17 protein-coding genes are annotated in these 23,707 nt (G+C 70.7%); 6 read left to right on the forward strand and 11 right to left on the reverse strand.

What is annotated here, in order from left to right; translation table 11 throughout:
- Nucleotides 1–5,625 (reverse strand): hypothetical protein (locus tag HTZ82_RS28465; RefSeq protein ID WP_309235742.1); only part of this gene is annotated, 5,625 nt, incomplete at its 3' end.
- Between the two features lie 727 nt (nucleotides 5,626–6,352).
- Here HTZ82_RS28465 and HTZ82_RS28470 point away from each other — a divergent pair.
- Nucleotides 6,353–9,535 (forward strand): DNRLRE domain-containing protein, encoded by a 3,183-nt coding sequence (locus tag HTZ82_RS28470; RefSeq protein ID WP_175412257.1) that lies wholly within the window; start codon nucleotides 6,353–6,355, stop codon nucleotides 9,533–9,535.
- Between the two features lie 84 nt (nucleotides 9,536–9,619).
- Here HTZ82_RS28470 and HTZ82_RS28475 read toward each other — a convergent pair whose 3' ends face one another.
- The 6 genes from HTZ82_RS28475 to HTZ82_RS28500 form a co-directional block, all read right to left on the reverse strand.
- A complete protein-coding gene (locus HTZ82_RS28475; RefSeq protein ID WP_175412258.1) occupies nucleotides 9,620–10,972 on the reverse strand; it encodes a dicarboxylate/amino acid:cation symporter in 1,353 nt (450 codons plus the stop codon).
- 377 nt (nucleotides 10,973–11,349) lie between these two features.
- Nucleotides 11,350–11,643, reverse strand: a complete 294-nt coding sequence (locus tag HTZ82_RS28480) for a DUF4229 domain-containing protein (protein WP_309235744.1) — start codon at nucleotides 11,641–11,643, stop codon at nucleotides 11,350–11,352.
- 73 nt (nucleotides 11,644–11,716) lie between these two features.
- Nucleotides 11,717–12,250 (reverse strand): GNAT family N-acetyltransferase, encoded by a 534-nt coding sequence (locus HTZ82_RS28485; RefSeq protein WP_175412259.1) that lies wholly within the window; start codon nucleotides 12,248–12,250, stop codon nucleotides 11,717–11,719.
- Between the two features lie 20 nt (nucleotides 12,251–12,270).
- Nucleotides 12,271–12,936, reverse strand: a complete 666-nt coding sequence (locus tag HTZ82_RS28490; protein ID WP_175412260.1) for a UdgX family uracil-DNA binding protein — start codon at nucleotides 12,934–12,936, stop codon at nucleotides 12,271–12,273.
- Between the two features lie 59 nt (nucleotides 12,937–12,995).
- Nucleotides 12,996–14,159 carry an aminofutalosine synthase MqnE gene (gene mqnE / locus HTZ82_RS28495; RefSeq protein ID WP_175412261.1) on the reverse strand — a complete coding sequence of 388 codons (1,164 nt, stop codon included), beginning with the start codon at nucleotides 14,157–14,159 and terminating at the stop codon, nucleotides 12,996–12,998.
- Between the two features lie 47 nt (nucleotides 14,160–14,206).
- Nucleotides 14,207–14,662, reverse strand: coding sequence for an Lrp/AsnC family transcriptional regulator (locus HTZ82_RS28500; protein WP_175412262.1), 456 nt, complete (start codon nucleotides 14,660–14,662; stop codon nucleotides 14,207–14,209).
- 114 nt (nucleotides 14,663–14,776) lie between these two features.
- Between HTZ82_RS28500 and HTZ82_RS28505 the strand changes: the two genes are divergently transcribed.
- Nucleotides 14,777–14,941 carry a hypothetical protein gene (locus tag HTZ82_RS28505; protein ID WP_175412255.1) on the forward strand — a complete coding sequence of 55 codons (165 nt, stop codon included), beginning with the start codon at nucleotides 14,777–14,779 and terminating at the stop codon, nucleotides 14,939–14,941.
- Nucleotides 14,942–14,952: 11 nt separating this feature from the next.
- On the opposite strand, the gene HTZ82_RS28510 is transcribed toward HTZ82_RS28505, so the two are convergent.
- A complete protein-coding gene (locus tag HTZ82_RS28510) occupies nucleotides 14,953–15,639 on the reverse strand; it encodes a UbiX family flavin prenyltransferase (RefSeq protein ID WP_175412263.1) in 687 nt (228 codons plus the stop codon).
- 123 nt (nucleotides 15,640–15,762) lie between these two features.
- Here HTZ82_RS28510 and HTZ82_RS28515 point away from each other — a divergent pair, with 123 nt between their 5' ends.
- Nucleotides 15,763–16,398 carry a rhomboid family intramembrane serine protease gene (locus tag HTZ82_RS28515; protein WP_175412264.1) on the forward strand — a complete coding sequence of 212 codons (636 nt, stop codon included), beginning with the start codon at nucleotides 15,763–15,765 and terminating at the stop codon, nucleotides 16,396–16,398.
- On the opposite strand, the gene mqnP is transcribed toward HTZ82_RS28515, so the two are convergent.
- Complete coding sequence (gene mqnP / locus HTZ82_RS28520) at nucleotides 16,388–17,308, reverse strand: menaquinone biosynthesis prenyltransferase MqnP (RefSeq protein WP_175412265.1); 921 nt, start codon at nucleotides 17,306–17,308, stop codon at nucleotides 16,388–16,390. The two genes, HTZ82_RS28515 and mqnP, sit on opposite strands and share 11 nt — an antisense overlap.
- Nucleotides 17,305–18,756 carry a menaquinone biosynthesis decarboxylase gene (locus HTZ82_RS28525; protein WP_175412266.1) on the reverse strand — a complete coding sequence of 484 codons (1,452 nt, stop codon included), beginning with the start codon at nucleotides 18,754–18,756 and terminating at the stop codon, nucleotides 17,305–17,307. The genes mqnP and HTZ82_RS28525 overlap by 4 nt, the downstream gene beginning before the upstream one ends.
- A 189-nt stretch (nucleotides 18,757–18,945) precedes the next feature.
- On the opposite strand from HTZ82_RS28525, the gene HTZ82_RS28530 reads away from it, so the two are divergent.
- From HTZ82_RS28530 to HTZ82_RS28540, 3 genes are all read left to right on the forward strand, one after another.
- Entirely contained in the window at nucleotides 18,946–19,356 is a 411-nt protein-coding gene (locus HTZ82_RS28530) for a PLD nuclease N-terminal domain-containing protein (protein WP_175412267.1), read from the forward strand.
- Between the two features lie 105 nt (nucleotides 19,357–19,461).
- Complete coding sequence (locus HTZ82_RS28535; protein ID WP_175412268.1) at nucleotides 19,462–21,549, forward strand: hypothetical protein; 2,088 nt, start codon at nucleotides 19,462–19,464, stop codon at nucleotides 21,547–21,549.
- Nucleotides 21,550–21,554: 5 nt separating this feature from the next.
- A complete protein-coding gene (locus tag HTZ82_RS28540; RefSeq protein ID WP_254712182.1) occupies nucleotides 21,555–23,126 on the forward strand; it encodes a hypothetical protein in 1,572 nt (523 codons plus the stop codon).
- Between the two features lie 72 nt (nucleotides 23,127–23,198).
- Here the strand turns inward: HTZ82_RS28540 and HTZ82_RS28545 are convergent, their stop codons facing one another.
- Nucleotides 23,199–23,666 carry an SRPBCC domain-containing protein gene (locus HTZ82_RS28545; protein ID WP_175412269.1) on the reverse strand — a complete coding sequence of 156 codons (468 nt, stop codon included), beginning with the start codon at nucleotides 23,664–23,666 and terminating at the stop codon, nucleotides 23,199–23,201.
- Between the last annotated feature and the right edge of the window lie 41 nt (nucleotides 23,667–23,707).

Genomic DNA, 23,707 nt, shown 5'->3' on the forward strand with positions numbered 1-23,707 from the left:
GTCGATGATCGGGTCGGCTGAGATGAAGCGGCCGGTCGATGCGTCGTATTCGCGGGCGCCGATGTGGGTGAGGCCGGTGGCCGGGTCGTCGATGCCGGTGCCGAGGAACGTGCGGCGGTCGGCCCAGTTGGCCGGCTCCGTGCCGCGCGGGGTGCCGTACGGGTCGAACTTGCGGCGGATGATGGCCTGGCCGGCCGTCTGCTCGATCGCGTTCGTCGCCGTGTTGTGGTGGTCCGCCTGAAGGACCGTGATCTTGTGGTCCGTCGTCTTGCCGCCCGTCGAGCGCACCGTCGTCGGTGCGCCCGGGTGGGTGTAGTAGCGGCGGGCGTCCAGGGCCTGGCCCGACGTGTTGACGACGATCTCCGCCTCGCCCAGGTACAGCGTGCGCGTCGTGCCGTCGTCCTCCAACAGGCGGTTGCCGCCCGCGTCGTACAGGTACTTCACGTCCGGCGTGCCGTCGTTGTTCGCGTCGACCGACGTCAGCTTGTTGCGGCGGTCCCAGTTCAGCGCCTGGGTGTCGCCGTTCAGGACGCGCTGCGTCGTGTTGCCGGACCCGTCGTAGGTGTACTTGGACTGAGGAGTGACCGTTGTGGTCCCTTCCTTCACCACGGAGTCCACCTGGGTAAGGGTGTGCGGCTGGACCCCCGGGGCCTTGCCGTACGTGTAGGTGTGGACGTCGTCCAGCGCCGGGTCGGTCAGGTCGTGGACCGTCATCCGCGTCCGGTTGCCGATCTCGTCGAACTCGTACGACTGCCAGTAGCCGTAGCCGGCTCCGGTGATGCCCGTAGACAGGTCGCTGCGGAGCGGGCCCGCTCCCTGTGCGGCCGAGGACTTCGGGCACGTGGCGCTGTTCGCCGTCCAGGCGTGCGCCAGGCGGCCCATCGGGTCGTAGGAGAAGCACTGGTGATCGATCTTGGAAGATGACTGCGTGTCCGTGATGGACGTGATGTTGCCGACCGTGTCGTAGGCGTACGTCAGCGCCGAGATCCGTGTCGGGTTGGCCGTCTGGCGGTCAGTGACGGACAGGTTGATGCGACCCGTGTTCTCGTCGTAGATGTTCGTCGTCCACACCCGTCGCGGCGCCTCGCCCGACGCGGTGCGCAGGACCTCCCCGAACGGGCTGAGAACCACTTCGGCCGTGTACCAGAGCAGGCCGGACGTCGTGGTCGGGGAGCCCTCGCCGTCGTAGCGCGTGATGACCTTCTCCGCCGCCAAGCCACCAGGTGTGGCCGGGAGGCCGGTCGACTGGAGCCTGCCCGTCTGCGTGTACGCGTAGGTGTACGCGTACGTGCCGGCGAGGCCCGTTGTAGCCGGCGTGCTTGGAATCGTGACCTTGGCGCCAGTCGGGCGGTACTCGACGTCGTAGCCCGTGACCTCGTTCGTGTAGGCGGCACCATCGTTGTAGCGCGTCGACGCCACCGGCTGGCCCTTGGCACCGGGCAGCGTGTCATAGGTCCACTTCGCGACCAACGGACCGGTCGACGAGTCCTCGCGCAGTTCCGTCGATCGTCCCAGCACGTCGTAGGTCGTGTACTGGGCGCGGTCCTGGGCGTCACGGGACCAGACCTGCTGGTCGAGCTCGTTGTAGCCGAAGTAGGCCGCTCCCATGTCGGGGTCGGTGGAAGCTGTCAGACGCCCGCGTACGTCATAGGTGTACGTCCACCTGTTGTCCTTGGCGTCGGCGACCTGGGCCAGGTTTCCACGAGGGTCGTAGACGTACGTAGTGTCAATGCTCGTCGTCAAGTCAGTTGCCGTGAAGCGCTGGATACGGGACGTACGCCCCAGTGTGTCCGTCCAGATCTTCGTGGCTTGGCTGCCCGACAGCGGAGTCAGACCGTCGGTCGACATGCCCATGCGGGTCAGCGTCCAGTCGCCTTCATAGCGCCTCGTCGCCGAGTCCTGAGGCACGTCCTCATACAGTGTCGTCGTCTTGACCGGGCGGCCGAGGCCGTCGTAGGCGACTTCCGTCGAATTGGGCACCTGGAAAACGGACTCCGGAAAGAACAGCTCCGCCTCAGGCTCACCCTCGGCGAGGTAGCCGTTGTTGGACTGCCGCACGGTGCCGCTGGAGTTGTAGAGGGAGTCCGTCACGATGCGGCCACCGCCCAGGGCCTCAGCCTGCATCTGGCGCAGACGGAGCAGCCCGTCGTAGATGGCGACGGAGTCCTCGTAGGTGCCGTTGTCCCTCAAAGTGCGGGTCCGCACCGCGGGCACCTTCTGGTCCTCGATCTGGTACTCGAAGCGCACCGATGGTGTGTCGGTGCCCTGCGTACGGGATGGGGTCCAGACCGCGATGATGCGTCCCAGCTCGTCGTAGTCGGTGGTCGTCTTCCGGAGGTTCGCATCTGTTACCGACAGGACCGCGCTGCGTGCCGGATCCATCACGGAGGTGGAGGCGTGGCCTGCCGCGTTCGTTGCAGTGACCTGGAAAGCCGGCCCCGTGGTCGGGCTGTAGACCGTGGTGGTGGAGTTGTTCCGCGCATCGGTGATCTTCGTGGCCCGGCCGAGCGCGTCGTACGTCGTGCGCTGCGACGTGACCCACCCGGTCCCCTCGCCGTCGACGGTGTCCACTTGGAACGGCAGTCCCTTGACCGGAGCCGTGCCGAAAGCGGCGAGTGCGTCGTACGACGTGCGGGTGTCGGAGATGACCTGAGTGCCAGTCGCGGTTCCCGCTTGCGCGCACGTCCCAACGGTCGTGCGAACGCGCGCGGGCAGGCCGATCACATGCGTAGCGGTGTTGTGAACGTACGAGGTAGTGGTGCACTGCTGATCGCCGGTCGTGACACCGCCCGCGTCGTTCGGAGTGAGGCTGAGCGTGTGCGTCTGAACCGGGAGACCGTGGTTTTCCTCGTAGGTCGTAAGACCCCGGGCTGTCCGAGTTCTGCCGCCGCTGATGGTCTGGATGCTGTCCGTGCGCACGGTGCCGGTGCGGTAAGCCTCCAAAGCCGGAAGGCCCGTACGGGACCGCGAGGCGATGACCTTGCTGTAGGGCCATGCCAGCTCACGCGAGACGACGCTGCCGCCTGCCTTGCTGTACGTGATGCTCTCGGCGACCAACCCCTGGAAGGGAAGAACGTCCTCGCCCAGCGTCTCCGTGCCCGTCGAGTCCTTGACCGTGATCGTGGCGCGGCCGGCGTCACCCGACATGCCGCGGAAGTAGCGGGTGCGGGTCTGGGACTGTTCGGTGGCGTCCGTGGCGGTGGGGTCGGCGCTCGTGGTGCCCTTCTTGGTGAGCACGCTCGCGTAGCCGCGCCACTGGTCGTACGTGCGCAGGGCCGGCTTCGTGAACTCGTCCGTGTTTTTGGCCCAGGCGGCGCCGTCCTCGTACGTGTACGTGGTGATGACGTCGGGCTGGCGGGCGGCCGTGTCCTTCTCCGTCACGCGCTCGACGACGTACTTGTTGAACCACTCCACCGGCGGCGTGTAGCCGGTCTTGGCGAGGTTCTCGTCCGTGAACGCCTCCGGGTCCGCCGACCAGTGCACCGGGAAGCAGCGGGTCGTGTTCGACGCCGGGGCGGGGTGCGTGCCGCCCACAGGGCACGGGGCGGAGTAGTCGACGTGGATCTCGCCGCCCGTCTCCGTGCGGATCTTCTCCACGCGGAGGCGGTCGAAGTCCGGAGTCTGGTCCGTGCTGCTCGTCGCCACGCGGTTCGGCATGTCGACGGCGTTCGCCAGGAACGTGACCGGCGGGACGGCCTTGCTGGGCTGGCCGCCCGAGGCACCGGCCTGGCCGAAGCCGGTGCGGGTGATGGACTCCAGCCACAGCGGCGGGTGCGTGTCGGTGCGCTGCTTCGGGAACGACTGCTTCAGCGTCCAGCGGTCGACCCACGACATGCTGGTGGTGCCGGGGGTGCGCTGGCCGAGCGTCTCGATCGCCGTCAGACGGATCCGGCTCCAGAACGTCGGAGACGTGATGTAGCAGTTCTCCGCGCCCACCGTGCAGTGGAGCGTGGAGGGGGTGTCCCACCAGGGCTGCTTGTCCGCGTAGTTCTTGGACTCGAACTCGGTGTCCGAGCATGTGGTGGTGCTGTCGACGATGCAGCGCTGCGCGACCCTGAAGAGGACCTTGCCGGCCGGGACGCCCGTCAGGTTGTCGGAGCGCAGGCCGTAGAGGATCTGCGTGGGGTAGCCCGCACGGTCGTAGGTGACGGCCTGCTTGAACTTCTCGTTCTTGGCGTAGCGGTTCGTCTCCTTCTTCCAGTCGACGATCATCGCGTTGCCGTGGACGTCCTCGACGTAGTCGAGGTTCCAGCGCCAGGCCTGCGTGCAGAACGACGCCGCGTAGGTGGCGGCGTGGCAGGGCTCGCCGGTGTGGTTGCCGACGACCGGGACGGTCAGGGCCGAGTTCGTGGTGGCGGTGCGGCCGGGGAGGGCGTTGCGGCCGAACCAGTACTTCGTGCCGTCGCGGGTCGTGACGACCCAGTGCTCGCCGTCGTACGCGCCGGTCTGGGCGGCCTTCGTGCTGCCGTCCGCCGCCTTGTACTCGATCCGGGCGCCGGTGTCGTTCTGGGCGACCCACTTGCCGGTCGTGTCGTCGTGGACGAGTTCGGTGGAGGAGCCTCCCAGCGACATGACGATGCTGTCGGTGGCCCAGCACAGGTCGGACTTCTTCTTGTCCGTGCTGTTGTCGTTGTTGGGCGTGCCGTCGCGGTCGTCGTTGCAGGAGCGGTAGCGGCGTTCGACGAAGCCGGGGTGGTAGTCCCAGCCGTCGCCGATCCAGGAGGCCTGGCCGTTGGAGACGGCCGTGCGGCCGTCGACCGACTGGGAGGAGTAGGAGAGGGAGATCTTCGGCGCCGGGCCTGCTGCCGGCTCCGGCACGGTGAGGGGGTACGACCAGGAGAAGCCGCCGCCACTGCCGCCCGCTGTCCAGGTGCCCGTCGCGGAGAGCGGGGTCGCCTTGTACGTGCCGCCCGCGCCGGACGCCGAGTCCGTGGCGGCCAGGACGACGGGGCCGCCGCCCGCCTGCGTGGTGAGGCCCTGGGTCTGGCTCGCGGCCGGGTCGATGGTGGCGCGGACCTTGTCCGTGGACGGGTCGTTGGTGCTGGGCACGTCGACCGGGGTGGCGCACTCCTCCAGCTCGGGGGTGGTGAGGAAGCACTCGGGGAGCTGGGTCAGCTTGAGACGGGTCGACCACTCGTTGCCGAAGAGGTCCTCGAACTGGCCGTAGTCGAGCTCGATGTCGACGGGCGTGGAACCGGTCTCGGGCGGGGTGACCTTGATGACCGCGCCGTCGACGTCGACGGCCTCGGTGCTGGTGCGGGGTTCGACCGTGATGTCCCAGGTGCCGCTGGGGGCGGGCGGGTTGGGTTCGGCCTCGGTGGGGGACGCCTGGCCGATGGCGATGGGAAGACCGGTGACGGGGACGAGTTCCTCGCCCGCGCCGTCGAGGGTGACGGGGGCGGTGCCGCCGGCCGGGGGCGTGGTGTCGGTGGGGTTGTAGTCGATGGGGGGCTCGACGGGGCCGCTTGACCAGCTGCTCAGCTCGTCGATCTTCAGCTGGTCCGGGTCGGCCGGGTCCTCCTGCTGGAGGTCCAGGAGCGTCGGTCCTGTCCGGGGCGCCGGGGGCGCGATGGCCCATGCCTCGGCCGGGAGCAGCGTCGCCGCGAGCACGGCGGAGAGCGTCACGCCGAGGCTGCGGGCACGGCTGCGGGCGCGGCGCCGGGACGCCGCTCCGGAGCGTCGCGCCGACCCCGGACTCCGCGCCTCCATAAGCCAGTTGAGCTTTCCGGGCAGGCGGAAAGGGCGCCCAGAAACGGACGAGGACATGAGACCCCCCACTTCCACTGCGCACCGGAAGTACAGGGCGGCAGGGAAAACGATAAATAGCGCGCCGATTGTGCAGGTGGCGTGAACCCAATATCCACAAGGCTCACGAATGTGTGACATCAATCACGGGATGAGCTATGCGATTCCGGTGGGAAGGGGAATTGACGGCTGATCAGGGGGCAGCGGCTTCCGCATGACCGCCAAGAGGCAGGACATCGGCAATTACTGCGTGATTCACCCAAAGCGCTCGACAGGCTCTTCCGTTTCGCCTGGGGATGACACCTTTGCCACTAAGAGGCAGGGCCTGGAAGCGCATGAGTCGCAAGCTCGCCACCCGTGGGACGCGTTCGTCACCGCCGGCGGTTCCCTCACGCCCGAGACTGCGGTGGCGGGTGACGAAACCGTGAAAGTGGTTCATGCTCTGCTGGCACACATCTGCGTGCAGCAGAAATTCCGAGGGCCGCTCAGCATCCAGGCGCCCGCGGGGGGAAAGGAAGTCATGGACGCCTCGAAGGCTGCGGGGAACGCTGCGGACAAGACGGGTTCCGGATTGCTCGGCACTGAACAGTCCGTACCCGCAAGGGAATTGAAGCGATCGCGCAAGCGCCGTCGGTACACCGCCGTCGCCGCCCTCCTGGCGGTCGCCCTCGCCGTCCCCGTCGGTGTGCACCTCACGTCGGACCCCGCGCCCGCGCCCGCCCCGCATACGGAGGCGAAGGCCCCGGACGACGGGCCCCTAACCGCCGACAAGGCGATGCGCGAGGCGCGCCGTACCGGTAAGGACGTCGAGGTCACCGCGCGGCACACCGCCAACTCCACGACCTGGGCGCAGCCGGACGGGCTCCTGCGCACGCGCACGTACAGCGACACCATCCGCGCCATGGCCGGCGGCGAGTGGAAGCCCGTCGACACCACCCTCCAGCGAGTGGACGGCGGCTACGCCCCCAAGGCGGTCAACGGCACGCTGCTGTTCAGCGCCGGTACGCAGCCCACGTCGCCCACCCGCGCCTCGCGTGCCTCGCGCGCCGTCGTACGCGCCGCCCTCACCACCGGCCCATCCGACGACGCCGGCACCTGGAGCCGGCTGGTACGGCTCACCATCGCCGGTCACGACATCGACGTGAGCTGGCCCGGGCCGCTCCCGGCCCCCGTCGTCGACGGGCCGCGCGCGCTGTACGAGGAGGTGCGCCCCGGCATCGACCTGCTCATGACCGCTCGCGACGGCGGCTACTCGCACGTTCTGATCGTCAAGAACCGCGACGCCGCGCATGACCCGGTCCTCGCGCGGCTCCCGTACCGCATGACCTCCCCCAGCCTCACGTTCGTCCTCGACCCGAAGTCGAAGGCCCTGAGCGCCCGCGACAGCGCCGGCGAGGAGATCGCCGCCGCACCCACGCCGTACATGTGGGACTCCGCCGGGACCGTGCGGGCCACCGTCGGCGAGCCGGCCGCGAGCCCGGCGCCCGCGGTGCGCGACACGTCCCTCGCGCTCCCCGGGCTCGCCGGCCCGCAGCCGGGTACGCACGACGCGGTGCTCGACGCGTCGCTCTCCCAGGACAGCGGGACGCTCGACGTCGCCGTCGACCAGAAGCTGCTGACCGACGCCGACACCGTCTACCCGGTCTTCATCGACCCGTCCTTCAAGGGGCGCAAGCTGAACTGGACCGTCCTCTACAAGAAGCACTCGACGGCCAGCTTCTGGAACGGTCAGAACTTCAACGACGGCGCGGACGAGGCCCGCGTGGGCTACGAGTCGGACTCGGGCGGTCTCTCCCGCTCGGTGTTCACGTTCGAGTACGGCAGCGCGCTGCACGGCAAGAAGGTCAAGTCCGCGGTGTTCCGCGGCCTGCAGACGTACTCCTGGGGGTGCGAGTCCCGGCAGTACAACCTCTACCTGACCGGGCCGATCTCCAGCTCCAGCACGTGGAACAACCAGCCCGCCTGGATCAAATCGCTGGGCAGCCAGACGAACGGGCACGGCTACAACACCACCGACTGTCCCGACAAGTGGGTCGCCATGGACATCAGGTCCGCGGCCCAGGAGGCGTCCACCAACAAGTGGTCGACGATGACCCTCGGGCTACGCGCCGCCAACGAGAGCGACACCAACGCCTGGAAGAAGTTCCTCGCGAACGGTGAGAACGCGCCGTACATCGAGGTCGTCTACAACGCCCCGCCGAACGAGCCCGTCGCCCTCAACATGAAGACGTCGCCGGGCACCACCTGCGACACCACGTCGCCGTACCCGGGCATCGGGAAGCAGGACATCACCATCACCGTCACCGGGTCGGACCCGGACGGTGTCGCGAACCTGAAGTACATCAACGTGTACGCCTACCCCGCCGACAACCCCGCCGCCCCGGTCATCAACCAGAACCTCACGCCCGACACCAGCGGCAAGGCCACCTCGCAGCTCTACCCCTGGTCGATGTTCACCAGCGGCAAGACCTACATCTGGACCGCCCGCACCATCGACCACGACGGCGAGATGTCCGCCTGGGGCCCGGCCGGCACCACCGCCCAGTGCCGCTTCACCGTCGACCACTCCGCGCCCAGCAGCCCCACCGTCGAGTCCACGGCGTTCCCGCCCGCCGATCTCGACGGGGCGGTCTGGTCCGCGGAGGCGTTCGGCGCGACCGGTACGTTCTCGTTCTCCGTGCCCGGCGCGACCGACATCGCGCGGTACGAGTACAGCTTCAACACCGCGTTCAACATGAGCAAGGCGGCGGGGACGACGACGGGCGGCCAGGCCGTCACCGACGCGCTCAAGCCGCCGCACGCCGGCCCGAACGCGCTGTTCGTCCGTGCCGTCGACAAGACCGGCAACTACTCGCCGGTCAGCAAGTACCTCTTCAACGTCAAGCCGGCGCCCGTCATGGACAGCCCCATGGACGTCACCGGCGACGCCGTCCCGGACGTGTACACGATCACGCCGGACGGGGAACTGCGCTTCTACGCCAAGCCGCCGGGCATCGACCGTCTCCACCACTGGATCCCGGCCGCCTACACGACCGAGCAGGGCGAGCCCGCGGTGGTCGCGTCCGGCTACTGGTCCGGCGCGCTGATCACCCACAACGGCGACTGGCTGCCCGGAGACGGCATCCAGGACCTGGTGGCGCGGATGCCCGACGGGAAGCTGTACGTGTATCCCGGTGACGGCTACAGCGGCTTCGACGTCAGCAGGCGCGTCGAGGTGCTGCTGCCCTCCGGGGCGCCCGCGCCGGGCTCGCTGCGGCAGATCCTGGCGGTCGGCGACGTGACGGGCGACGGCCGCCCGGACCTGCTCGCCCTCGCGGGCGGCGACCTGTGGGCGTTCACCGGCTACACCGGGGTCAGCTTCGCCAAGGCGACCAAGCTCAGCGGCGAGGACTGGACGGACCGCGACCTGGTCCAGGTCGGCCACATCGCCGGCGACACGGCGCCCGACCTCGTCTACCGCGTCAACGCGAGCGGACAGCTCCACCTCCGCTACGGCAGGAACGCGGCGTCGGGCGGTCTCGACTTCGGCTCGCTCGCCACGAAGACCGCGTCCGCCGGCCAGCTCGACACGTACGGCGGCTCGACGGTCCGGACCCGCGCCGCGGCGCCCGTCGTCACGGGCACCCCGGACGTCACGGGCGACGGTCTGCCGGAGGTCTGGACGATGTACGCCAACGGCGACGTCTACGTCCACCCCGGCAACGCCACGGGCCTCGTGCACGCCGGCTCCTTCTGGGTGATCAAGGAAACCCTCGGCACCACCTGGGCCGGCCACACCGCCATCGGCTGACGCCACGGCACACGAACGCCTGTGCCCCCTGCCGCCGGACGGGCGACAGGGGGCACAGAGAGTGCTGCTGGTACCGGCTGAGCGTCAGACGGCCACCGGCGGTGGCGAGACCTTCTGCTCGGCCTCCGCCGCCTCCGCCGCCTCCAGGGCGTCCAGGGCGTCCGGTCCGTCGACCGGCGAGGCCGACGCCGTGTTGTACGCGTCGAGGTCGAGGATCTTCTCGCGCGCGGCGACGATCACGGGGACCAGCGCCTGCCCGGCCACGTTGGTGGCGGTGCGCATCATGTCGAGGACCGGGTCGATGGCCATGAGGAGTCCGACGCCCTCCAGGGGCAGGCCCAGCGTGGACAGGGTCAGGGTCAGCATGACCGTGGCGCCCGTCAGACCCGCCGTCGCCGCCGAGCCGATCACCGAGACGAAGGCGATCAGGACGTACTCCTTGATGCCAAGCTGCACATCGAAGATCTGCGCGATGAAGATCGCGGCGAGCGCCGGGTAGATCGCGGCGCATCCGTCCATCTTCGTCGTCGCGCCGAACGGCACCGCGAAGCTCGTGTACTCCTTCGGCACGCCGAGGCGCTCGGTGACCCGGACCGTCACCGGCATGGTGCCGACGGAGGAGCGGGAGACGAAGGCGAGCTGGATCGCCGGCCACGCGCCCTTGAAGAACTGCAGCGGGTTCACCTTGGCGACCGTCGCCAGGAGCAGCGGGTACACACCGAAGATCACGAGCGCGCAGCCGATGTAGACGTCGGCCGTGAACGTGGCGTACTTGCCGATGAGGTCCCAGCCGTACTCGGCGATGGCGTAGCCGATGAGGCCGACGGTGCCGATCGGGGCGAGGCGGATGACCCACCACAGGGCCTTCTGGAGCAGGTCGAGCACGGCCTGGCTCAGGGTCAGGATCGGCTGGGCCTTGTCGCCCAGCTTCAGCGCGGCGACACCGGCGACGGCGGCCATGAACACGATCTGCAGGACGTTCAGCTCGGTGAACGGCGTGATGACGTCCGTCGGGATGATGCCGGTCAGGAAGTCCAGCCAGGAGCCGGCGTTCTCGGGCTTCTTGCCGTCCTTCGGGGTGAGGCCGGTACCGGCGCCCGGGTTGGTGAGGAGGCCGATGACCAGGCCGATGCTCACCGCGATCAGCGACGTGATCATGAACCAGAGCAGGGTGCGGGTGGCCAGCCGTGCGGCGTTGTTGACCTTCCGCAGGTTGGTGATGGACACCAGGATCGCGAAGAAGACGAGCGGGGCCACGGCCAGCTTCAGGAGCTGGACGAAGATGTGGCCGACCTGGTCGAGCGTGGTGTGGAGCCACTGGACGTCGTTGCTGCGGGTGATCCAGCCGAGGATCACACCGAGGGCGAGACCGGCGGCTATCTGGACCCAGAAGGGGATCTTGGCCAGGGCGGCCAGGGGGCGCGCGGACACGGACACACTCCAGAAGTGCGCGAGGGGGCGGTACGGGGACGGGGTGCGGCGCCCGCGCGAGGGGCGGCGCCGCGGCAGGATGCCGGGTCGGGTCGGGGGTACGGGCCTCAGGCCCTCAGACCGCGCGGCAACAGACCGCGGACATGCATCGGCAGAGGTCGACGTGCAGGCGCGCGACGAGCGCGAGCGGGGTGCTCGCGGCTCCGTGACGGGGGCGCACTGCGGTCTTCATGCCGGGAACGTTAACACCTGAACTTTGAGGACCTCAAAGCCATTCTTTGAGGGGGTGGGCATGCCGTATCGCCTGGGAAACACAACACCCCAGGTCGGAACGAGCGTTCCAGGCCTGGGGTGCGTGAGGCGTCCGTACGGTGTGACGAACCTTATACGGCGTCCTCCTGGGAGCGGTTGGCCTCAAGGCGCGCCTTGGCGCTGCCGACCTTCGCCACGATCTGCTCCGACATCGCGTCGCGCTGCCTGCGCAGCAGCACGAAGCTGAGCGGCGCCGACACGACGATGGACAGCAGCAGCACCCACAGCACGTTGGAGTCGCCGAGGCCGCGCGGGATCACACCGAAGTACACCAGCGCGTACAGGACGACGAAACAGCCGGCGAAGACGCCGAAGCGCATGAGCGTGTACTTGAGAGCGGCGCTCGACCTGGTGGTGGCGGACACTGCGGGCCTTCTTCCTTCTCCGTACTGCGGTCGTTCCTGTCCGACTAGTGAAGCACGCGGCGAATGGATCACTTCAGGCGGCCGAGCAGAGCGGCAGCAGCATGAAAACGTCGTCCCGGTCGTCGCCCTCCGCGATCCGGATGCCGCCGGGGACGCGGCCGACTTCCTGGTAGCCGCATGACGCGTAGAACCGCTCCAGGCCCGCGCCGCCGCGGCAGGTCAGGCGTATCGCCTCGATGCCGGGCAGGCCCGTGACGGCCTTCTCGGTGGCGGCGAGCAGCTCGCGGCCGTACCCCTTGCCCTGGTGCCGCGGGTGCACCATGACGGTGTACAGCCACACCCAGTGGGTCATCAGGCGGTGGCTGTTGAAGGCGATGAAGGAGGTCGCGGCGACGGCGCCGTCCTCGTCGTACCCGGCCAGCAGCCGCATCCGGCCGTCGTTCAGCGCGGCGAGGTGCTGCACCCACTGGGGGCGGATGTCGTCGGGGGTCACGGGCGGGACGAAGCCGACGGCGCCGCCGGCGTTGGTGACGTCCGTCCACAGGCTGAGGACACCGTCCCGGAGGTGCCGGTCGACGGGCGGGTCGAGTACGAAGCTGAGCGGCATGCCCCCGACGATAGTGCGGCTCAGCCGAGCGCCCGCGCGGCGATCCGCAGGTCGGACACCAGGCCCGCGTAAACCTCCTCGCGGTCGGCGTCGCCGTCGGCGCGCAGGACGGCCGAGGGGTGGATGGTGGCCACGAGGCACTCGCCGCGCTCCTCGTACGGGAGGAGGATCCCGCGCTGCTTCGTGACCCGGAACGACGAGCCGAGCAGCGCCTTGCCGGCGGTGGCGCCGAGCGTGACGAGGATGTCCGGGTCGACGAGCCGCACCTCGGCGTCGAGCCAGGGCTTGCAGGCGGTCATCTCGCGCAGGCTCGGCGCCTTGTGGATGCGGCGCTTGCCGCGCTCGGGGACGTAGGTGAACTTGAAGTGCTTGACGGCGTTGGTGATGTACGTGTCGTCCGGGTCGATCCCGGCCTCCTCCAGCGCCCGGTTCAGGACGCGGCCGGCCGGGCCGACGAAGGGCTTGCCCTGCCGGTCCTCCTGGTCGCCGGGCTGTTCACCGATGAGGAGAACGCCGGCGTGCGGGTTTCCCTCGCCGAAGACGGTCTGCGTGGCGGCTTCGTGCAGCGGGCAGCCGCGGCAGCCGGCCGCGGCCTTCCGTACGGCGCTCAGGCCGCCGCGCTCCGGGACGAACGGCGTCGCCGAGTACGCCTCCTCCGGCGAGGCTGCCGCGCTCTTGGTGGCCATGCGCCCCGGGTACCCCGCCGGGGGCGGGCGTCACGCCGGGGCACGACGAACCCACGGCGTCACACGCGCATCGGCTGCGGCGACTCGCGGCGGTCGGCGTCCGGGCCCGGGTACTCGCGGATGATCTCGTAGCGGGTGTTGCGCTCCACCGGCCGGAAGCCCGCGTCGCGGATGAGTTCCAGCAGGTCGTCGCGGGTCAGCTTGTTCGGCGTGCCGTAGTTGTCCGCGTCGTGCGTGATCTTGTACTCGACGACCGAGCCGTCCATGTCGTCCGCGCCGTGCTGGAGGGCGAGCTGGGCGGTCTGGACGCCGTGCATCACCCAGAAGACCTTGACGTGCGGGACGTTGTCGAACAGCAGCCGCGACACCGCGAAGGTCTTCAGGGCCTCGGCGCCCGTCGCCATCGTCGTACGGGCCTGGAGGCGGTTGCGGACCTTGCCGTCCTGCATGTCCACGAAGTCGTGCTGGTAGCGCAGCGGGATGAAGACCTGGAAGCCGCCGGTCTCGTCCTGGAGCTCACGCAGCCGCAGCACGTGGTCCACGCGGTGGCGGGGCTCCTCGATGTGGCCGTACAGCATGGTGCACGGGGTCTTCAGACCCTTCTCGTGCGCCAGCCTGTGGATGCGCGACCAGTCCTCCCAGTGGGTGCGGTGGTCGACGATGTGCTGCCGCACCTCCCAGTCGAAGATCTCCGCGCCGCCGCCGGTCAGCGACTCCAGACCGGCGTCGATCAGCTCGTCGAGGATCTCCGACGCCGTCAGGCCGGAGATCGTCTCGAAGTGGTGGATCTCCGTCGCCGTGAACGCCTTCAGCGAGACGTCCGGCAGCGCCTTCTTCAGCTCGCGCAGGGACCGCGGGTAGTAGCGCCACGGCAGGTTGGGGTGGAGCCCGTTGACGATGTGCAGCTCGGTGAGGTTCTCGCGCTCCATCGTCTTGGCGAGGCGGACGGCCTCCTCGATGCGCATGGTGTACGCGTCCTTCTCGCCCGGCTTCCGCTGGAACGAGCAGTACGCGCACGACGCCGTGCACACGTTCGTCATGTTGAGGTGCCGGTTCACGTTGAAGTGGACCACGTCACCGTTCTTGCGGGTGCGCACCTCGTGGGCGAGGCCGCCGAGCCACGCGAGGTCGTCCGACGCGTACAGGGCGATGCCGTCCTCGCGGGTCAGCCGCTCCCCGGACCGGACCTTCTCCTCCAGCTCGCGCTTGAGCCCAGCGTCCACGTGGCCGCCTCCCATACGTCTACCAATCGGGCCCCACCACCGTACGCCTATGACTCGTCGGGCAGTTCCCCGACCCGGTTCTCCCACTTCGTGGAGAGAACGATGGTCGTACGGGTCCGCGAGACGCCCTTCGTGCCGGAGAGGCGGCGGATGATCTTCTCCAGGCCGTCCACGTCGCTGGCCCGGACCTTGAGCATGTACGAGTCGTCGCCCGCGATGAACCAGCAGTCCTCGATCTCCCGCAGGTCCTTGAGGCGGCGCGCCACGTCCTCGTGGTCGGCGGCGTCGGAGAGCGAGATGCCGATGAGCGCGGTCACGCCCAGGCCGAGGGACGCGGCGTCGACCGTCGCGCGGTAGCCGGTGATGACGCCGGCCGCCTCCAGGCGGTTGATGCGGTCGGTGACGGAGGGCCCGGAGAGCCCGACGAGCCGGCCGAGCTCGGCGTACGAGGCCCTGCCGTTCTCCCGCAGGGCCTGGATGAGCTGCCTATCCACGGCGTCCATATACCTGAGCCTTCCATTGTTCAGCGATCTAGCAGGTTCGGGTGTAGAATCTAAGGTATGCAGGGGCGAAATCCCTGCGATTCATTCAGTTGATCAACGACGATCCCTCAGGAGATGACACTCACCGTGTACACGATCGAGATGGCCCTCGCCCATATGCGTGCGATGCAGCAGGAGGCCAGCCGCTCGCGTGTTCGCAAGGCCGCCGTCGCAGCGCGGCACCAGGCCGGGGAGGGCGGCGGAGTCCTCCGTCTGCCGTTCCGCGGCAAGAAGCGCTGACCGGCGGGCCGTCAGTCCTTACGGGAGCCACCGAGCTCTCCCTCCCAGCGGCGGTACAGCCGGTGCGGCACCCCTGCCGCGTCCAGCACCCGCCCGGCGACGAAGTCCACCAGGTCCTGGATGTGCGTCGCCCCCGCGTAGAACGCCGGAGAGGCGGGCAGCACCACGGCGCCCGCCTCGTCCAGCGCCACCAGAGCCTTCAGCGTCTGCCCGTTCAGGGGCGTCTCGCGCACCGCGACCACCAGCGGACGCCGCTCCTTGAGCACCACGCTCGCCGCCCGCTGCAGCAGGTCCTTCGACAGGCCCAGCGCCACTCCGGCCACACAGGCCGTGGACGCGGGCACGATCAGCATCCCCTTCGCCGGGTACGAGCCCGACGACGGTCCCGCGGCCAGGTCGCCCGCCGCCCAGTGCCGTATGTCCGCGCCCGCGCCCGCCACGTCCACGTCGAACGTCCGCGGCTTGCCGTCCGCGCCGCGCGCCAGCCACTCCGCGAGGTCCTCGCGCCAGTGCGCGTCCCGGAAGGCGATGCCCGTCTCGTCGAGCAGCGTCAGCCGCGCGGCCCGCGACACCACCAGGTCGACGCTCTCGCCCGCTGCGAGCAGCCCCCGCAGCACGGCTGCCGCGTAGGGCGTCCCGGACGCCCCCGATACCCCGACGACCCACGGACGACGACGCTGCTGTTCTACCGGCTCCACGCCGCTGAGCCTATCCGGCCACCGGCGCGAGGGGCTCGGCCCGGTCCGCGGGCCGGAACTCCACGGGGTGCGCCGTACGTTTCCAGACACAGGCAGGAGACGCGCGACAGCACGGGGGGCGCGATGGCGTACGGCGGCACGGGACGTACCAGCGGTACGGGAAGAGAGTGGAGCGGGGCCGACCGGGTGAAGGCCGCCGCGGGCCTCATGGCGGGCTGGATCGCCCTGCTGTGGATCCTGGAGGCCGTCGACCTGGCGACGGGGCACGCCCTCGACCCGTACGGGATCTCGCCGCGCGAGGCCGCCGAGCTGCGCGACCTCGTCCCGGCCGCGTTCCTGCACTTCGGCTTCGGCCATGTCGCGGCCAACACGGTCCCGCTGCTGGTCTTCGGCTTCCTCGCCGCGCTGGGCGGCATACGCCGGTTCCTGGCGGTGGCGGCGCTGATCGTGGTCGTGGACGGGCTCGGCGTCTGGCTCGTCGCGCCCGCGTACAGCAACACGGCCGGCGCGTCCGGCCTGATCTTCGGCCTGTTCGGCTACCTGCTGGTGCGCGGCTTCGTGGACCGCGTACCGCTGGACATCGGCGTCGGCGTGGCCATCGGCGTGATCTGGGGCTCGACGATCCTGCTCGGCATATCCCCCACCCGGTCCGACGTGAGCTGGCAAGGCCACCTGTTCGGCCTGGCGGCGGGCGTGCTGGCGGCGTTCGTCTTCCGGCGCCGCCCCAGGCGCGGCGACGCGGCGGCACTCATACGGTGAGGCCGCGCACCACCAGGTCGAGCAGCGCGCACACGAAGAGCGCGATCCCGATGAAACCGTTGACGGTGAAGAACGCCCGGTTCAGGCGGGACAGGTCGCCGGGCTTCACGATGGTGTGCTCGTAGAGGAACGCCACGGCGACGATGACGAGGCCGGTCCAGAACCAGAGGCCGGCACCGGTCGCCAGGGCGTACCAGACGAGGAGCGCCGCCGTCACCGCGTGGCTTCCCCGCGCCCCGTACAGGGCGGCCGGGATGCCGAAGCGTGCCGGTACGGACAGGACGCCGTGCGCGCGGTCGGCGTCGACGTCCTGGCAGGCGAAGATCAGGTCGAAGCCGCCGATCCACACGCCGACGGCGAGGCCGAGGATCACGGCGTCCCACGACCACGCCCCGGTGACCGCGAGCCACGCCCCGACCGGCCCGATGGCCTGGGCCAGCCCGAGGATGGCGTGCGGGAAGTTCGTGAACCGCTTCCCGTACGGGTACACCACCATCGGTACGACGGCGACCGGGGCGAGGGCCAGGCACAGCGGGTTCAGCAGGGCCGCCGCGCCCAGGAAGACCACCAGGGCGATCAGCGCGCCGGTCCACGCGGACCGTACGGACACGGCGCCGGTGACCAGTTCACGGCCCGCCGTACGCGGGTTGCGGGCGTCGATCTCCCGGTCGATGATCCGGTTCGCGGCCATCGCGAAGGTGCGCAGCCCCACCATGGCCACGGTGACGAGGAGGAGCGTCCACCAGTCGACGCGGCCCGACACCTGGAACATCGCGGTGAGCGCCGCGATGTAGGCGAAGGGCAGCGCGAAGACCGAGTGCTCGATCATCACCAGCCGGAGGAACGCCCGCACCCTGCCGGGGCGGCGCGGGGCCGCGGCGGGTGCGACGGCCTCGTCGGCGGCGGTCACAGGCCGTACTCCTTCCAGCGCCGCGTCACCCGTTCGGCGACCGCCGGGTCGGACTCGACCATGTCGGGCCAGCCGCCGTCGCGGGTGTAGCCCTCCTCGGGCAGCTTCCTGGTGGCGTCGATACCGGCCTTGCCGCCCCAGAACTGCTGGTACGACGCGTGGTCCAGATGGTCCACGGGCCCCTCGACGACCGTGAGGTCACGGGAGTAGTCGGTGTTGCCCAGCGCCCGCCAGGAGACCTCGTGCAGGTCGTGGACGTCGCAGTCCTTGTCCACCACGACGATCAGCTTGGTCAGCGACATCATGTGCGCGCCCCAGATGGCGTGCATGACCTTCTGCGCGTGCTTGGGGTACTTCTTGTCGATCGAGACGATCGCGCAGTTGTGGAAGCCGCCGGACTCCGGCAGGTGGTAGTCCACGATGTCCGGGACGATGATCTTGAGCAGCGGCAGGAAGAAGCGTTCCGTCGCGCGGCCCAGCGGGCCGTCCTCGGTCGGCGGGCGGCCGACCACGATCGACTGGAGCAGCGGCCGCCGCCGCATCGTGACGCAGTCGATCCTGAGCGCGGGGAACGGCTCCTGCGGGGTGTAGAAGCCGGTGTGGTCGCCGAAGGGGCCCTCCGGGAGCATCTCGCCCGGCTCCAGCCACCCTTCGAGCACGACCTCCGCGTTCGCCGGGACCTGGAGCGGGACGGTCTTGCAGTCGACCATCTCGATCCGCTTGCCCGCCACGAAGCCGGCGAAGAGGTACTCGTCGATGTCCCCCGGCAGCGGCGCCGTCGAGGCGTACGTGACGGCGGGCGGGCAGCCGAAGGCGATCGCCACGGGCAGCCGCTCGCCGCGCGCGGCGGCGACCGCGTAGTGGTTGCGGCTGTCCTTGTGGATCTGCCAGTGCATGCCGATGGTGCGCTTGTCGTGGCGCTGGAGGCGGTAGAGGCCGAGGTTCCGTACGCCGGTCTCGGGGTGCTTGGTGTGCGTGAGGCCCAGGTTGAAGAAGGACCCGCCGTCCTTGGGCCAGGTGAACAGGGCAGGCAGCCGGTCCAGGTCCACGTCGTCGCCGGTCAGGACGGTCTCCTGGACGGGCGCGGAGTTCACCTTCCTCGGCGGGACGTGGACCATCGAGCCGAGCTTGCCAAAGGCCTCGCGGACGCCGACGAAGCCGTGCGGCAGCTCCGGCTTGAGCAGGCCGCCGATCTTCTCGCCGATCTCGCCGTACGACGTCAGACCCAGGGCCTTGAGCAGCCGGCGGTCGGTGCCGAAGACGTTCATGGCCAGCGGCATGGCCGAGCCCTTGACGTTCTCGAACAGCAGGGCGGGGCCGCCCGCCTTGTTGACTCTGTCGACGATCTCCCCGACTTCGAGGTACGGGTCCACTTCGGCCTTGATGCGCTTGAGGTCGCCCTCCCGCTCCAGGGCCCGGAGCAGCGAGCGGAGATCGTCGTAAGCCATGCGCCCCAGTATCCGCGATGCCCCGCGCGGGCCCGCGCGGGGCCCGTCCCGTGCCGCGCCCGCGCGGCGTGCGCACCGGTGCGCACAGCTGTCCACAGGCCGTGAGGCGTACGGAGGCCACCGGCTACCCTGGGCGTGTCACAGGGCCTCCAAGCACGGCCCGCCGTCGCATCCAGGGGGCTGTCCCGCATGCTCAGGGCATTGATGTACATCCTGCCGATCGCACTGACGATCTACGCGTTCATCGACTGCCTGAACACCCCCGAGGACGAGGCCAAGCACCTGCCCAAGGTGGCGTGGGTCTTCATCATCCTGCTGTTCTGGATCGTCGGCCCGATCGTGTGGCTCGCCGCCGGCAAGACGCGGCACGCCCCCGCGAAGGGCCGCACGCCCAGCGAGTGGCACCGCAACCACCGCACCGAGTGGGTCGCCCCCGACGACAACCCCGAGTTCCTCAAGTCCCTCCGCGAGGAGAACAAGAAGGACGAGTCCGTCCTCAAGGACTGGGAGGCGGACCTGCGCCGCCGCGAGGAGGAGCTGAAGCGCCGCGAGCAGGACGACAGCAACAACAAGGGCGACGACGAACCCAAGCAGTCATAACGCATCAGAAACTCTCCGCGACACGTCAACCACTCTTGGCTATCCTGCACCTGAAAGTGTGACAGGACGTGTCTTGTGGCGCTGGCGCTGCGCGGGGGGTGGCGGGTGGACAGAGAGCTGTACGGCCGTGAGGCGGTCCTGGACCCGACGGGCCTCGCCGCCCGGCTGACCGGCCTCGCCCCGTACGGTTTCGGCGGCGTCGGCTTCGAGCACGGCGACGACCCGCCGGTCACGGTCTTCGCCGGCGGCCGCGGCATGGGCAAGACGGCGCTGCTCAAGCAGATCCGCAACGCCTACCGCGGCGGCACCCCGCTGGCCCTGCTCGACTGCGCCCGCGTCGAGGAGCCCGCCGCGCACGGCCCCGGCTGGACCCCGCTCACCGGCGCGCTCGCCGAACTCGCCGTACAGCTCTCGCCGCGCGTCCTGTCGGCGAAGCCGGTGTCGTTCCCGCGCCTCTCGCTGGGCCTGGCTGCGGTGGCGAGCATCAGCTGGTCGCAGGAGGACGACGAGCGGGCCCGCCGCGACCTCCAGCGGCTCGGCCCGGTCCTGTCGACGGTCGACGAGGCGAAGGGCACCGCCACCACCTGGGTCACCAAGGTCCTCGCCAAGCTCGCCGCGACCGCAGCCGACGGCGCCGCCCCGCTGGCCGGGGTGCTGGCCGAGGCGACCGTGGAGACCGTCCTGGAGGAGGTGTTCGGCCGCTACCTGCGCCGCACCCAGGGCTGGTACGGCAGTTACCGCAACGCGGGCGGCAACGGCAAGCTGGGCCTGCACCAACTCGCCGTGGACTTCTCGCAGGGCGGCACGCGCCGCACCGACGCCGAGGGGTTCCTCGTCGCCGCCCTCGTCGAGGACCTGCGCCGCGCCTACGTGGGGCTGCGCCGCGGCACCCGGCGCGGCCGCCCGGTCGTGCTGCTCGACAACGCGCACCTGCCGCTGGGCCGCCGGCTCGTCGAGCCGATCCTGCGCGACCGCAGCGACGGCCGCCGCGACCAGCTCGTCGTCATCGCCGCGTCCCGCGACCTGGGCCACCAGGGCCTGCGGCACGCCACACGCGTGCGGCTGCCGGAGGTCGCCCACCGGGCGCCCTGCCCGCGCGGGCCCGACATCACGTCGGGCGTCCTCGCCGTGGAGCTCACGCCGCTGAGCGCCGCGCAGACCCGCAGCCTGTTCGACCGGTACGACCCGGCGGGCCGCACCCCCGCCGACCTCCCCGGCGCCGTGCAGCGGCTGACCGGCGGCCGCCCGCTGGGCGTCGCGTTCCTGGGCCGCGCCGCGGGCGAGGCACCCGCCGGAGTGCGCGGCGCGCTCACGCCCGGGGCGCTGCTGGACCTGACGGTCGAGCTGCGGGAGGACGCGGCCGCCGTGCCGGTCGCCGAGACGCTGCTGGACGAGCTGATACCGGACCTCAGGCCCGACGAGCCCGCCGTCCTCGCGGTGCTGGCCGCCGCGCACGACGAGGACTCGGCGCGGGTCCTGGCCCGCACCCGGCTGCGCGCCGCGTCCGCGGAGGGCGACGTGGCGCTGCGCATCCGCGACGCGCTGCGCGCGGACGGCTGGCCCGCGGGGCCCGCCCGCCCCGGCGAGCCCGCGCACTTCGTGGCCGACCCGCTGCTGCGCGCCCTGCTGCTGCACCGGCTGCGCTTCCACGACGACGACGCGCCCGCGTACGCCGCGTGGCGGGCCGTCCACGAGACGCTGCACCGCCACTACGGCCCGGACCCCACCCCGTACCGGCTGCGCCAGGAACTGGCCCTGGGCCGCACCGAGCCGACCGTGGACCTGCTCCGCGCGACGTTCCCCGACCCGGACGTGCACGGCTGGCTGGACCGGCTGCGGTTCGTCGCCTCCGCGCCGTACCCGCGCGACCGGCACCGCCCCGGGCCCGATCCGCGGCGGGCGCTGGCCCTGGGGCAGGACCCGGGCGGCCCGCCGCCCGACGGCCTGGACGCGGAGGGCGCCGCCCTCCACCTGTCCGTACGGCGCCTGCTGCACGCCGTGTGGCTGCTCACCGACCCGCTCACCCTGCCGGACGACGACGTCATCGACCGGATGGCGCACGAGCTGCGCCAGCTTTCCGGCCGGCACCTGACCGGCAGCAGCCCGCTCTGGGACGCGGCCACCCACTGGCCGAGGGACATCCGAGCCTGGCGGAGCCTGTCGTCGCCGCCCGGGCACGAGGACGGAGCCTGACGAACATGGGGCAGTTCATCGGAAACCTGCTGCGCTTCCTGCGCTACCGCGTCTTCTTCACACCGCGCCAGCGCATCATCACCAGTACGGTGGTGCTCGCCCTGCTGGCCTGGGGCACCGTCACCGTCGTGCAGCGCGTCACCACACCGGAGGACCGTTCCTGCGCGCCGGGCGTGGCACGCCCCGAGGACAGCGACGAATGCGTGGGCGTCGCCGTCGAGGGCCGGGGCTACGCGTTCGGGCAGGAGCACCTCGCGCAGGTGGCGGCGGCCATCGGCCGCGAGAACGCGGGCCTGAAGGACGGCCAGTACGCGACGGTCGCCGTGCTGCTGCCGCTCACCTCCACCAGCGCGGGCCTGCGCGAGAAGGTCCTGCACGAGCTGCAGGGCGCCTTCGCCCAGCAGTACCGCGCGAACCGGCAGAACAACGAGTCGCCGAAGATCCGGCTCGTCCTCGCCAACTCCGGCAAGGACAACGTCCACTGGAAGGCCGCCGTCGACCAGTTGAAGACCCTGACCGGCGCCCCGCACCATCTGCGCGCGGTCTCCGGCATCGCCACCAGCAGCACCGCCGTCCGCGAGGCCGTCGCGGAGCTGACGGGCGCGGGCATCGCCGTCGTCGGCACCACCATCACCGCCGACGACATCGCCAACGCGCCCAACCGCAACCGGTTTCCCGGCCTCGCCCGCGTCTCCCCCACGAACGGCGACGAGGCGCGCGCCCTCGCCCACTTCGGCGAGGTCGACGCGGCCAAGGCGCTCCTCGTCCACGACACGCGGACCGGCGACCACTACACGGACACGCTGAAGGACGCGTTCTCGGACCTGCTCGCCAAGTCGCCGTACGAGCCGCAGCTCTTCACGTCGGCCGACGACCCGAACGCCGAGGGGACGACGGCCAACACGTTCCGGCAGATCACGCACCTGGTGTGCGACACGCGCGCGGAGACCGTGTTCTTCGCCGGACGCCACACGCAACTGCGGCAGTTCATCAACGCGCTGGGGGCGCGCGGCTGCAAGGACCGCTCGTTCAGGGTGCTGACCGGCGACGAGGGCTCGTACCTGGGCGCGGACCCGCAGCTCGACCGGGACGCCCTGTCGGCGGGCCTCACGGTCCTGTACGCGGCCCTCGCCCACCCCGACGCGTGGCAGAAGACGGCGACGTACACGCCGCCCGCCACGGGCGGATCAACGGCCGCGTACGGGGAGTTCGTACGGGCCCTGGGCGAGGTGGCGAAGGCGCCGGCGGGTCCGGTCGGGCCGACCGCGCTCGCGGACGGGCAGACGATCGTCGCGTACGACGCGATGGCCGCGGCCGTACGGGCCGTACGGGAGGCGACACCGAGGGGCGAGCGCCTGCCGCCGCTCGCGGACGTGGCGCGGCAGTGGCCGCAGGTGAAGGGCTCCTTGAAGGTCGAGGGCGCGAGCGGCTGGATCTGCCTCGACAACTTCGGCAACCCGTACAACAAGGCGGTGCCGGTGGTGCAGCTCACCGCGGACGCGCCGCGGTTCGTCGAGATGGCGTGGCCGGAGGGCAAGCCGCCGGCGGACGACTGCCTGCCGCCGCGGCGGCCGTAGCGGCCGGCGACGTCAGCGACGCCGGCGACGCCGGTGACGCGCGCGACGTCAGCAGGCGGCGTACGGGCGCGGCTACAGCGCCCTGGCCAGGTGGTGGAAACGGGCGGGCCACACGGCGAGGCGGGCGCGGCGCAGGTGGTCGGGCCCCTCGAAGGTGTGCGTGAAGCGCAGCACGGTCGCCCCGCGGTCGCCGTGCTCGCCCGGCTCCAGGTGGAACCGCAGCCGGCCCGCGTCGCCCGCGAGCGAGTACTCGACGACCCGCTCCACGTCCCACGCGGTGACCGTCCCGGCGACCGCCGCGGCCCCCGGCTCGTCCAGCCAGCGCAGCGTGACGGCCCCGCCGAGGTGGCGCTCCAGCACATCGGCGGCGGCCAGCCAGGTCCCGAGGCCCTCGCGGGTCGAGACGGCCGGCCACACCTCCTCCTCGGGGCGCCCGAGCGGCACCACGAACCGCAGGACGTGCGTGTCGCCGTGGGTCTCGCTGTGCGTCTCGCTGTGCGCGGCCCCGGTGTCCATGACGGCGTCGGCGTCCGTGTCCATACCTCCAGCGTCACGCCGCCGCGCCGGACCCGCTACCCCGG

The sequence above is a fragment of the Streptomyces sp. TRM64462 genome, from assembly GCF_013362995.1.
Classification (GTDB): Bacteria; Actinomycetota; Actinomycetes; order Streptomycetales; family Streptomycetaceae; genus Streptomyces.